The sequence below is a fragment of the Corynebacterium sp. HMSC05E07 genome, assembly GCF_001807225.1.
Lineage (GTDB): Bacteria > Actinomycetota > Actinomycetes > Mycobacteriales > Mycobacteriaceae > Corynebacterium > Corynebacterium singulare.
Map to the genome: position 1 here is coordinate 27,242 of NZ_KV788201.1, position 11,819 is coordinate 39,060.

The 11,819-nt window shown below is 56.8% G+C and carries 12 protein-coding genes; 9 read left to right on the forward strand and 3 right to left on the reverse strand.

Features of this window, described 5'->3' with window-relative positions:
• Positions 1-7 precede the first annotated feature (7 nt).
• Positions 8-652 carry a GntR family transcriptional regulator gene (locus HMPREF3149_RS00155; RefSeq protein WP_070535514.1) on the forward strand — a complete coding sequence of 215 codons (645 nt, stop codon included), beginning with the start codon at positions 8-10 and terminating at the stop codon, positions 650-652.
• Between the two features lie 30 nt (positions 653-682).
• Here HMPREF3149_RS00155 and HMPREF3149_RS00160 read toward each other — a convergent pair whose 3' ends face one another.
• Positions 683-1,117: an ASCH domain-containing protein gene (locus HMPREF3149_RS00160; RefSeq protein ID WP_070535520.1), complete on the reverse strand. Its 435-nt coding sequence runs from the start codon at positions 1,115-1,117 to the stop codon at positions 683-685.
• Positions 1,118-1,469: 352 nt separating this feature from the next.
• Here HMPREF3149_RS00160 and HMPREF3149_RS00165 point away from each other — a divergent pair, with 352 nt between their 5' ends.
• From HMPREF3149_RS00165 to HMPREF3149_RS00200, 8 genes are all read left to right on the forward strand, one after another.
• Positions 1,470-2,663, forward strand: a complete 1,194-nt coding sequence (locus HMPREF3149_RS00165) for an ATP-binding protein (RefSeq protein ID WP_083280724.1) — start codon at positions 1,470-1,472, stop codon at positions 2,661-2,663.
• A 411-nt stretch (positions 2,664-3,074) separates the two neighbouring features.
• Positions 3,075-4,322: an arginine deiminase gene (locus HMPREF3149_RS00170; RefSeq protein WP_070535523.1), complete on the forward strand. Its 1,248-nt coding sequence runs from the start codon at positions 3,075-3,077 to the stop codon at positions 4,320-4,322.
• A 72-nt stretch (positions 4,323-4,394) separates the two neighbouring features.
• On the forward strand, positions 4,395-5,651 hold the full coding sequence (locus tag HMPREF3149_RS00175; protein WP_070535546.1) for an amino acid permease: 1,257 nt from the start codon (positions 4,395-4,397) through the stop codon (positions 5,649-5,651).
• Between the two features lie 444 nt (positions 5,652-6,095).
• A complete protein-coding gene (locus HMPREF3149_RS00180) occupies positions 6,096-7,379 on the forward strand; it encodes a hypothetical protein (RefSeq protein WP_070535526.1) in 1,284 nt (427 codons plus the stop codon).
• A gap of 46 nt (positions 7,380-7,425) precedes the next feature.
• On the forward strand, positions 7,426-7,998 hold the full coding sequence (locus tag HMPREF3149_RS00185) for a hypothetical protein (protein WP_070535531.1): 573 nt from the start codon (positions 7,426-7,428) through the stop codon (positions 7,996-7,998).
• Positions 7,999-8,001: 3 nt separating this feature from the next.
• A complete protein-coding gene (locus HMPREF3149_RS00190; RefSeq protein ID WP_070535534.1) occupies positions 8,002-8,583 on the forward strand; it encodes a hypothetical protein in 582 nt (193 codons plus the stop codon).
• Between the two features lie 197 nt (positions 8,584-8,780).
• Complete coding sequence (locus HMPREF3149_RS00195; protein WP_070535536.1) at positions 8,781-10,034, forward strand: ATP-binding protein; 1,254 nt, start codon at positions 8,781-8,783, stop codon at positions 10,032-10,034.
• A 34-nt stretch (positions 10,035-10,068) separates the two neighbouring features.
• The gene (locus tag HMPREF3149_RS00200) at positions 10,069-10,416 is read left to right on the forward strand and encodes a DUF2200 domain-containing protein (RefSeq protein ID WP_070535549.1); all 348 of its coding nucleotides are present in this window, start codon (positions 10,069-10,071) and stop codon (positions 10,414-10,416) included.
• Positions 10,417-10,450: 34 nt separating this feature from the next.
• Here HMPREF3149_RS00200 and HMPREF3149_RS00205 read toward each other — a convergent pair whose 3' ends face one another.
• Together HMPREF3149_RS00205 and HMPREF3149_RS00210 are read right to left on the reverse strand one after the other, a co-directional pair.
• Positions 10,451-10,681, reverse strand: a complete 231-nt coding sequence (locus HMPREF3149_RS00205) for a hypothetical protein (RefSeq protein WP_039674063.1) — start codon at positions 10,679-10,681, stop codon at positions 10,451-10,453.
• Between the two features lies 1 nt (position 10,682).
• Positions 10,683-11,525, reverse strand: a complete 843-nt coding sequence (locus tag HMPREF3149_RS00210) for a RelA/SpoT domain-containing protein (RefSeq protein ID WP_070535538.1) — start codon at positions 11,523-11,525, stop codon at positions 10,683-10,685.
• Positions 11,526-11,819 lie beyond the last annotated feature (294 nt).

The window sequence follows — 11,819 nt, forward strand, 5'->3', positions numbered from 1 at the left end:
CTAGGAAATGCGCGACGACATCTTCACGCAACTTCGCGACGATATTCTAAATGGCACCCTTCCACCGGGCACTCAACTGAAAGAAATCCAATTAGCCAACCGCTTTGGCGTATCTCGTACACCAGTCAGGGATGCGCTTTCTCGTTTGGAAGACTCGGGATTAGCAGAACGTGTAAATCGAGGTCTCGAGGTCCGCGGCTTGGATCCAGAGCAGGTTATTCAAGTTTACGATATTCGAATCCTCCTCGAAGTCGAAGCAGCGGGCCAAGCTGCTCAAAACCGAAGTCTGAACGATATCCTCACACTTGAGGCACTTCTAGAAAGGGATAGGGGCCTCGAAAAGCCAACGGATACAGAGCTAATACAAACCAATCTAGAGTTTCACCGCAGCGTCTGGAAGGCTACACAAAATCCGATACTTATCGAACTACTCGAGCAACTGATGACGCATTTAGTTCACGCCCCAACGTCAACGCTCAGCGTCAATAACCGCCAAAAAGAAGCCTTGCAGGAACACGCTAGGTTGATCACGGCAATTAGCGATCGCGACACTGCTACTGCGCGCAATATCGCTAAACTTCATTTCAGTACGGCTCGAGAGATCAGGATGGACCTGCTTCGCAAGGCTGCTATCCGAGATGCTACTCGGTAGTCAATCAATGCAAAGCTTACAAACGTATCCTCACGCCATTGAATTCCACGGCTCCAAGTCCTTGACCGGGTACCGCCCGTCAACGGTGAAACGCTGGCACACCACCTGTGTGTCATCGTTGATGTCTATCTCTCCGATGTATTCAACAAACTCGGGTGAGCGCCAGAACTGCTCATGCCCGGCGCGCCATTCGTTGGCATCGGCGTAGCCCTCGCCCTCGGCGATGGCGTGCTCGTCGCTGACGTCTGCGAGCTGGCAGACCTGGACCTCGGTGGTGCGGATGACGCAGACCACGTTGTCGTGTGAATCAAGTACGGCCTCAAGAGTGCCCACATCCTCGCGCGGGTCGTGGTCGCGCGGGTGCTCAACCAGTAAGGATGCCGTAGTGGTTTTCGTGCCGTTCAGAATGGCGGTAACGAGGGCGTCACGAAGCGAGCCCGGAAAAGCGAACTCGCCGCGGGGCAATGTTTATATGGGTTCTATGGAGTCCTGAGTCATATGTTTACATTACGTGGCTCATCAATACTGTTGACCTAGCACGTGCTCGCTTGCTATTTCGTCCGACTGGCTGTTCGAGCCCCGTGTTCGGATCAATCGCAGCGATGTCCATCCCCAGCCCTAATGTCAAAGATGCCCCTACACAGAAGGCTGGGAATCCGCCCTTCTTCCCTTTCACTCTGGGGCCGCGCCGCCACTTCCCATTGCTTAGCGGCGCGGCCCCTCTTTCAAATTTCAAAGCTCTTCATAAACTTCAAAGAATTCAAAAACTTCATAACCTTCACAAGACTTCAAAAGCCTTGTGGCTTATAGTAAGAGCATGAAACCGAAGCACACCAACCCCTTCACGGCCAGCCTTGGCGCCACTCCCCCGTTGCTGGTTGGCCGCAGTGATGCCATTCGTGATTTCGGTTTTGCGCTCGATGAGGGCCCCGGCGCCCATGAGAGAATCTCTCTCATCATTGGCCCCCGCGGCATCGGAAAGACAGTCCTGCTCAACGCTTTCGAAGACGAGGCGCTCGCGCGTGGTTGGCTCACGCTCAGCGATACCGCAACAACCGGTTTTGTTGAGCGCTTGCGCAGCAGCATTATCCAACGTCTATCCCAGGACAGGAAGCAGCTCAAGGGGCTCAACGTCTCAATCCTTGGCATTGGCGGCGGACTGAATTGGGATACCCGCGCCATCGCGGAATCAACATACTCGCTGCGCAATGCGCTTAAGGATCTGCTGGCTTATAAACGCGAACTGGACCGGAAGGCCCACCAGGAGCCTGGCGGAGTGCTCGTAACTCTGGATGAGATGCACCACCAACGCAGCCAGGAGCTCATCGAGTTCGGGGCCACAATCCAGCACCTCATCCGTGAGGGTGAAGACATTTCCGTAGTCATGGCGGGCATCCCAACCTCAATCAGGCCGCTGCTTTCCGGGAAGCTAAACAGCCACGGCGATGCCAATCCAGTCACTTTTTTGCGCCGCGCAAACCGCATTGAGCTGGGTAGAGTCTCTGATTCGGATGTTCGCAAAGCATTGGAAAAGCCCCTCCACACCGCTGCAACCTCGTGGTCGACAGACGCTTTGGACACCGCAGTGGAGGCATGTCATGGTTACCCATTCATGATTCAACTCGTAGGTCAGTGCTCGTTTAGGGAAAGGGAACGTGCTTCGGATGGAGGCGCCGAAATCTCCGTCGACGCTGCACAGCGAGGAGTCACAACTGCGCAGCGCAAACTCGGCCAACTTGTCCACGAGCCGGCACTGTCAGACCTCTCGACCATTGACCGAAGCTTCTTGGTTTACATGGCCCAGAATGATGGCCCCACCAAAATGTCAGATATCAAGGCTCGCTTCAATCAGACAGATTCTTATGTAGGGAACTACCGCCGCCGGCTTCTCGACGCCGAAATGATCACCACCACCGGCCATGGCGAAGTCGACTTCGCTTTGCCATACATGCGCGACTACCTCCGTGAGCATGCGGCAAGCCTCATTGTTGAGGACTTCGATTCGCAGTAGCGGAAACGCCCCACTCCCCCCGTGCGCTGCACGCCACACCTACCCCCACACCCTGATCCCTAATATTCGCGCAGAGTTTCCACCCCGCCCCAAGTTATGCACCCGGTTCACCGTCGGGCTGCGGTGTCCGCCACCGTGAGGGTCCTCGCAGTGGTGGAGGGATGGGGCGTCGGCAAACACGGCAGGAAAGTGCCCACTTCCCCCATTGTTGATACATGAATAAAAGCGAATAATATTATGCATGATGTCGCAAAACCTGCACCTACATGGGCTTTCTGCCACCCACGGAGGCTTGAAAAAATGCTCGCCTTCCATAAACTTGTCACGTAGTTCACAATCCACTAATCCTGGTGGTTCAATTCACCACGGTGCATGATGGCGCCGTACAAGCGCCAAGAAAGGCTCACGCACATGACTACTCCCCCGCTGGGCGTTTGGTCCGAGGTAGGCAAGCTTCACCAGGTCATGGTGTGTGCGCCCGGACTCGCGCACGAACGGCTCACTCCCAGCAACTGTGCGGAGCTGCTTTTCGACGACGTCCTGTGGGTCGATGAAGCCAAGAAGCACCATGCGGAGTTCGTAGCCCAGCTGCGTAGCTACGGCGTTGACGTACTGGAGATGCACACACTGCTGGAGGAGACCCTGGATACCCCGGGCGGGCGGGATTTCATCCTCGATTTCAAGCTTTTAGATAAGAACGTCGGCGTCGGCATCGGCGGCGAGCTGCGCCACTGGTTCAACGAGATGCCCGCCGCACGGCTTGCGGAAGTGCTCATTGGCGGACTGCCCTTCGCCGAAATTCCCCAGGGCCTGGGCCACGGCACCATCGATGCCATGCGTGAGGTCTACGGCTCGTCCGCGTTTGCGCTGCGCCCGCTTCCTAATACCCAGTACGCGCGGGATAATTCCGCATGGATTTATGGCGGAGTATCACTTAACCCCATGCGGATGCCGGCACGTCACCAGGAAACGCTGCTGACCCGCGCGATCTACAACTACCACCCACGGTTTGCGCAGGCAGACTTCACATTCTGGTACGGCAACACCGACGAGGATCCGGGGCTTGCCGCACTCGAAGGCGGTGACATTATGCCGATTGGCAAGGGCATCGTGCTGGTAGGCATGGGTGAGCGCACCACCTGGCAGGGAGTAAGCCAACTAGCCATGCGGCTGTTTGAGGAAGGCGCAGCCACCACGATCATCATTGCGGCCATGGCCAAGGACCGTGCCTCCATGCACCTCGACACGGTCTGTACTTTCCTTGACGCCGACAAGGTCACCGCCTACCCCAAGGTGGTAGACACTATCCGGCCGATAGTCCTGCATCCCTCAACAAGCACGGCGCCGTTCGACGTCGAACTGCCCACAGCCCCCTTCCTTGAGGTCGTCGCCAAGGCACTGGGCATTGGCGCCTTCGACGTCATCGAGACCGGCGGCGATACTTACACTGCCGCCCGCGAGCAGTGGGACGACGCCAACAATGTCGTGGCCATCGAACCCGGCGTGGTGGTGGCTTATGACCGCAACAAGCACACTAATAAGAAATTGAGAGCCGCGGGCATAGAAGTAGTAGAGATTGGCTCGGCTGAACTTGGCCGCGGCCGCGGCGGCGGCCACTGCATGACCTGCCCGATTATCCGCGAGGCCATCGAATATTAGAAAGTAGAGGTGATGACTAATTCCAAGCCTCTCGTGACGGGCAGCGGCAACGCTGTACCCTACTCCTCTCTGATGAACGGTGACGCACCCAAATCCGAAGGCACCGCCTTGAACTGGGTGCTGGCGCTGTTTGGGACGGCAATGGGTGCCGGCATCCTGTTCCTGCCTCTGCAGGCGGGCTCCTTCGGGTTCTGGCCCCTGGCCTTTGCCACGGTGATCATCTTTCCCTTGGTGTACTTCTCCCACCGCACCTACGCCCGCATTGTTGCTGGCGCACCCGCCCAGGATTATGGCTTGGATATTTTGGAGCTGGTGCGCAAATACCTGGGGCGCAACACTGGCCTCTTTGTGGCGTTGATGTATTCCCTGGCCAACGTGCCCACGGTGTTCATCTATGCCATCTCGTTGACCAACGCCATCGATAGTTTCATTGTTAATCAGCTCCACGGACCGTCCATTAACCGCTGGGTACTCTCCGTGGTGTGCGTGGGTACTCTGACCGGCGTGTTCGCATTCGGGCGCAAGCCCATGCTGTGGCTGGCGCAGGCATTGGTCTATCCCCTAATCTTCTCGCTTGCGGCGACGTCGATTTATCTCATTCCACAATGGGACTTCCAGTCCTTCGTGGAAGTGAAATACCAGGGCGGCAGCTGGCCCCATATTTTGCTTGGTGCAGTACTCATCCTGCCCGTGCTTGCGTTTTCCTTTTCCCACATGGCTGCGCTGTCACAGATGTCGGTGGACATGCAGCCAACCTACGGAGAGAACACCGAAAAGCGCGTCTCCCGCATTGAGCTCTACACCGCCGCGTTGCTGGTGGTTTTCACCATGTTCTTCGTCTGGTCATGCGTGCTCGCGCTGGGCGCTGAGGGTATGCGCGAAGCCTCTGAGCAGAACCTTCCGGTTCTGTCCTATTTCGCCAACGTCACCGGCGTGCAGGTTCTTGCCCTGCTGGCGCCGTTGATCGTTATCTTCGCCGTCATCACGTCCTACTTCGGCACCATGCTCGGCGCCGAAGAAGGAACCGCCTACATGGTTCGGCTCCTAGCACCGCGTACGGCGAACCGGCTAAACCGCCGCAGCCTGCTGACCATCGTCTACATCGTCATCTTCATTTCCGGCACGTTGGTCTCCGTGTTCAATCCGCCCATCCTTGACCTCATTTACCTGGTGGGCGGCGTCTTCGATGCCATCCTCATCTTCCTCTTGCCGGTCTACATGTTCCACAAGGTCAAGGAATACAAGAAGTTCCGTGGCGATCCGTGGAATTACTTCGTCTTCGCCCTCGGCTCCATCATCCTCGGAATCACCATCTGGGATCTCTTCTAAGCCAACAGCATCACACCCTTTCACCTGCGCCCCGGACCGGGCCCCCGTGGTGACGCACGCATGTTCGTGACTTTCTCAGGATTGGGAGGGGGGAGACGTCGCCAAGCATTGCCCCCACCGCAGGGCCTAAGGGCTAGATTTTGCAGATAGGAGACGCCGGGGGCGATCCAAAGTCTGGGAGCGACATACATACACCTTTAAGCTTCCTGCCAGCGTCTTTAACTTTGGCACAGAACCAAAACAGCCCCAGATGGGGGTAAATTATTCCAACAGGTGAGAATAAATCACCGCTGGTAAATGGGGGCTTAACAACGCTAACTTTCTTGCAAAGTGGGAAAATATTTTTCTTACGCCGTTGAGAGTGCACTGTGCAGAACTTAGGATTGTGCGGGACTTCAAGAAGCTTGCTTTTATTCTTTAACTTTCTTTAAGGACGGTATCCAGGTGCACATCAAGGGATTGCGCGCGCTCGCGCCGCTAGCGGCCACGGCGGCTGCGGCGGCCGCATTTGTCGCGCCCGTGGCACAGGCGGCTGACATTCCGCCCATGCCGCAGGCCTACCCCATCACGAACCTCTACAAGAGCTGTAACGCGGCCGGTGACAACGCCGAGCGCGAATGGCGCTTTGCAGAGACGGGCCGCCGCTACTTGAGCGATGGCACGCTGCAGTTTAAGAACACCACCGATCAGGAGGTGCCCTACACCGCTGAGGTGGAGACTGGCACCAACCACAAGATTGAGGCCAACTCCAAGGCAGCCATGCCCTCCGGATGGGACACGACTGCTAAGTCCGATATCGGCCTCAAGATGACCAACGGTTGGCAGGAGAAGGAAACCTTCGGCCCCATTAAGCTCAAGCCGGGCGAGTCTTTCCGCGTGGAATATGGCGTGGTAGAGAAGGACTTCATCTCCATGTTCGTCGGCTGCAACGATGACCGCTTGGAGAACATCCCGGGCGCCAACGTCATCCGCGGCAAAGGCCCGGCCGAGCGTTATGCCTTCGCCTACATCATCAAGGCCGATGGGTCGATTTCGGACCTCGCCATGGAGATTCCCACCCGCTCCCCAGGCGCCAATTCCAAGCCGATCGAGGGCAACTACACCTCCGTTTCCGGCCCGAGCCTGGAAAAGATTGCGGACCCGAAGAAGGATGAAATCATGCAGCCTTCCGAGGAGCTCCAGCGTGATCCCTCCTGGCCTAAGGAAGGCGAAACCTGTGAAGGCGGCGACAGCTCCTGGTACCCGCTGGACATCACGGCCGTCACACCGACCTACCGCAAGCCGGGTTACTCCACGGACTTCCTCAACTGGTCCAAGGGTGACTACGAGTACGCGCCGGTCACGGACTTCGTCGTCGGTGCTGAGCACTCGCCGTACACCAACTGGCAGGGCAACCGCGGCGACATTCCGAAGGGCTGGCTGGAGTCCGTCGGTGCGGTCAAACGCGCCTACATGCCGGTGGGAACCGAGCTCGAGCACATCGACCTTGCCCCGGGCGAGCGCGTCCGCGTGGAGTATGGCACCACCATGACCCGCATCAACTACCGCGAGATTCACTGCGGCAAGGACGGAAAGTACAGCCTGACCTCCAACTACAAGCAGACCTCCGCTCCTAGCGGTTTCTGGGCTGAGGCCACCATCACGGGTAAGGACGGCTCTACTCGCACCGAGGACATCACCCCGGACGAGTACCGCGACCTGCCCGTGGTTACCCAGACTGTCTACTAATCCCCCGCTCACATTCACCCCTCACATCCACCAAGGAGACCACACCATGTTCAAGACCAAGATTGCTTCCACCACTGCTGCCCTGGCCGTAGCCTCCGGTATCATCCTCGCACCGGCCGCCAACGCCCTGCCGGCACGTGACCTGGGACCGGCGAACCCGACCACCATCGGCGAGCACTGCACCAACCCGGGTGATACCGGCCAGACCGTAGAGATCAAGCGCACCTACTTCGACGGCTCCGCTGGCTCCTGGACCGTGTCCAACTACAACGACGAGCCGCTGCCGGTTACCCGCTCCATCACGGAGACCAAGACCAAGACCTGGAACGTGTCTGCTGGCGTTGACTTCAAGCTGATGGACCTCATCAACTTCACCTTCTCCTCCAGCTACACCGATTCCCAGTCCTACGAGGTGGGTGAGCAGGTTGGTCCGTACAACATCGCTCCGGGCAAGACCGCCGTGCTGCGTGCCGGCTGGGTAGTCTCCGACTTCGAGGGCCAGAAGACCATCTGCGGTTCCGATAACACCTGGCAGCCCAACGGCGGTACCTTCACCGCCACCCTGCCGAAGGAGCGCCACATCGAGGTCTCCACCCGCGATAACAACGATTGGGGCTAAAGCGTGCTGAAGAAGTCCATCGCGAGCACCTTTGCCGCACTGAGCCTGCTGGCGGCCGCTCCTGTTGCCCACGCCGCCGACTTCGGCGGGGACTTCGAGCTGCCCCAGCGCTGGAACGAGGACCACAAGCCGGGCACGCACTGCTCGACGCCCGGTGAGAACGGCACCTACGTCACCGCTACCCGCCGCTGGTTTAAGCAAACCGACGCCACGAGCGTGGCCAACCGCAACGATGAACCTGTACCGGTCAGCCACACCGTGACTCAGGCCCGCACGCAGACCATCGAAGTTTCTGGCTCCATCAAGGGCGTGGGCGAGCTGGCCAAGGTGCTGACCCAGACCTACGGTTTCACTTACGTCAACGAGCAGCACTGGAAGCTCAACCAAGAGGTCGGCCCCTATGAGCTGCCGGCCAACTCCCAGGGCAAGCTGGTGTGGGGCTTCACCATGCTCGACACGGACGGCCAGGACGTGCGCTGCAACTCCGACCAAGAATGGGAGCCCGTGGGCAAGCCCTACTCCGCCACGGTTCCGGAGGCGCGCTACTCCGAGCTGCAGCTTGGTGACGCTCCCGTCTGGAACTAACTGAACTAGCTCACCTCCCTGAGCCCCACCACAGAGGGCACCCTCGCGCTCCTTTACGACGGCCGCGGGTGCCCTCTTTTTGGCGTTTTAAGGCGTGATCAAACGGCAACGAGAGCATTGCAGAACGGCAACGGAACCCTTGCAGAACGGCAAAACAGGCATTGCAGAACCGCAATATCGCAGGTAGATTGAGTGTCATGACTGATTCTTTTCTACATAGAAACGCACAAGATCTGGCGGAGGAAATCCTGTCGGATACGCCTGTGCTGACTATTTCTGGCGCACGCCAGGTGGGAAAGAGCACCCTCGTTCATCAATTGCTCGAAGATAGAGAGCATAGATTCTTTAACCTTGATGAGAGCGCTTCGCTGGCATCTGCACAAGAGGACCCAGACGGGTTTGTCAGGCAGTTCCCCGAGGGGACACTAGCCATTGATGAAATTCAACGCGCGCCCGAGCTCTTTCGTGCCATCAAAGGCGCACTAGAGGAAGATCGACGACCCGGGCGCTTTGTCCTCACTGGTTCCTCCAATCTCCTCAGTCTCACAGGAGCTGAAGAGTCTCTCGCTGGCCGTGCAGAAACAATTCGTCTTCACGGCCTTAGCGTGGGTGAACGCTTGGGCATCTACGATGACTTTGCCGGACGGGTGTGGTCATTAGGGGATTCAGGGCTGAATCCCGCCTTTACCCCTTCCCGGAGTGACTACTTTCAACTCTTCTGCACACCAAGTTTCCCAGGACTTAGAGATGCTAGCCGGCGGCGACAGCACCGCTGGTTCGACGCCTACATTGAACGAGTACTGTCGAAGGATGCTGCTGAGCTCTACGGTATTCAATTCCCCGACCGTTTGAGCAATCTTCTCAACAAATTGGCAGCACAGGGAACTGCCGAGCTTGTAGCGGCACACATTGGGCGCGCGCTCGATATTCCTCAACGCTCGGTCCCTACCTATGTGACTGCATTGAGTGATGTCTTCTTGATCAACCAGTTGCCGTCTTGGGGAACCAATCTAGAGAAGCGGGCTATTTCTAAGCCCAAGGTCTTTCTTTCGGATACCGCACTTGCTACAAGCCTTGCAGGACTCGATCCAGAGGCTTTGGAGATGAATATCTCCAGCACGATTACTGGAGGTATCTGCGAAGCTTTCGTCGCCAACGAGCTCTTGAAGCAGAAGGCCTGGTCTTCGATTGACTATCGCCTCTTCCACTTTCGTACGTCCACTGGCAAAGAAGTGGACCTCGTGTTGGAATCGCGATCCCGGGACATTGTTGGTGTGGAGGTCAAAGCCGCAATGTCGATCCAGCCAAAAGACTTTGCCGGACTGCGCTACCTTCAGCAGGTTGCAGGCGCTTCCTTCCGCGCAGGAATCGTCCTATATACGGGCAAAGACGTCCTACCAATGGGCAAGAACCTATGGGCAATGCCCATTTCCACGCTGTGGCACGGTTGAATCAGTGGCAACCGATATCGATACACTGCGCCACATGTCCCACCGGATCTTTTCCGTACCCTTCGCTGACATCTACCCGCACTACGTCAACAAGGTAGAGCGCAAAGGTAGAACTGTCAGCGAGCTCCACAAAGTTATCTCCTGGCTCACTGGCTACTCAGTTGAGGGCTTAGAGCGGACGCGAGAGGAGAAGGTCACCCTCAAGGAATTCTTCGAACAGGCACCACATCTCAACCCGTCCCGCTCACTTATCACCGGGAGCATTTGCGGATACAAGGTGCAGGACATCGAGGACCCGCTGATGCAAAACATCCGATACATGGACAAGCTCGTTGACGAGCTCGCCAAAGGCAAGGCCATGGAGAAGATACTGCGCAGCTAAACTCTTCTCGCTGCGCTATTCAGAGCCTCCGGACTTAAGCCACGAAAGGGTACGGCGGCGCGGTTTTCTCACGGAAGAAGTAACGCGCATGCGTGTGCCGGACGGATTCCAAGTTCTTAGCACCAATAGCAACGAGTTCAACATCGGGGTCATCGTTGATTTGATCGAGGTCATGGCGGGCAAGGGTTGCCTCAGTCAAGGTTTCAAACTCGGTGACATTCAATGCACCCGTCGGGCGGTGATACTTGATGAGAAAAGCCGGCATTTTATTCGCTCCTTTCCGACTCATTGTCTGCCCGTCGCTTGTCGAGCTCACTAATGAGTCTATCCAACATCGTAGAAGTCTTTTGTCGCAATAAACGGGCTTCACGCAGCTCTACTGTTCCGACGATATGCTCGGCAAACGGAGGGGAAAGCACATCGAAATACCTCTCCACTTTATACACAACGTCTGAAAGCTCATGGAGTGAGCGGACCTGGGTATTGAATTGCCGCGGTACTTGCTCACCAAACTCCAAGTACCGAATGCCACGACCGTATAAGTCACCAGCCAGTTCGTAGAGGTTGGCCCAACGTGATTGGAGTGCTGTACGTAGTTGGAACTCGGCACGGCCTGCCGGAGAATAAATGTGCAGATGAATCGCCCGATACCCAGAGTGCGGCTTTTCTCTCATATCCTGAATTTTGACGCGAGCAGCGCCTTGCTCTTCAAGGTATTGGGCAAGTAATTCAGCGACTTTTGTTTGCTCCGAAAGCGAGACATCAAAGTCCATTCGCACTCCCGAAAAATCCTGGATGCTCTCCAGGGGAAAGCTCGGCATTCTCCTTAGTTTCTCAACAAGCACTGGTCGGGTCTTAACCCTCGAGCCTATGAAGAAACGATTCGAATCCGGCTCCACAACGGCATTTGTCGAACGCTCCAGTGGCACGCCCGATTCGCCCAACGCTGACACGGCCAAGGACTCAAGATGGTCGCATAGGGCAGACTGTTGAACCAATATGAGCCGGTATAGCCCCTCATCGATCTCTTTCCCAGCGCGCAGCGCACTGCCTATTCGATGTATCTGCCCTTTACTAAAAGTTGTCGGCTTTTGTTCTAAGAACCTCATGGCTCCCCCTCGTGAGTTGTGCAGCAGTCCGTTTCTGTGAACTGCATCCTGCGCTGTAGACACCCTTGCGTCCCACAATGAACCGATTCCCCAACGCTTCAGATGTCTGCTTTACACATTAGAAAGAAGCTAAGACAATAACTCACATACTCGCTCACATGTGCGATTAAGCCGATAGATATCACACGAATACTGGCTATACGGATAGGAAAGACTGGCATATTGACCAACAGAACCCTCCCACTTTTCAGCGCTCGGACGCGTTGTTGCGACCGGCTATTTGGTAGCAGTGTC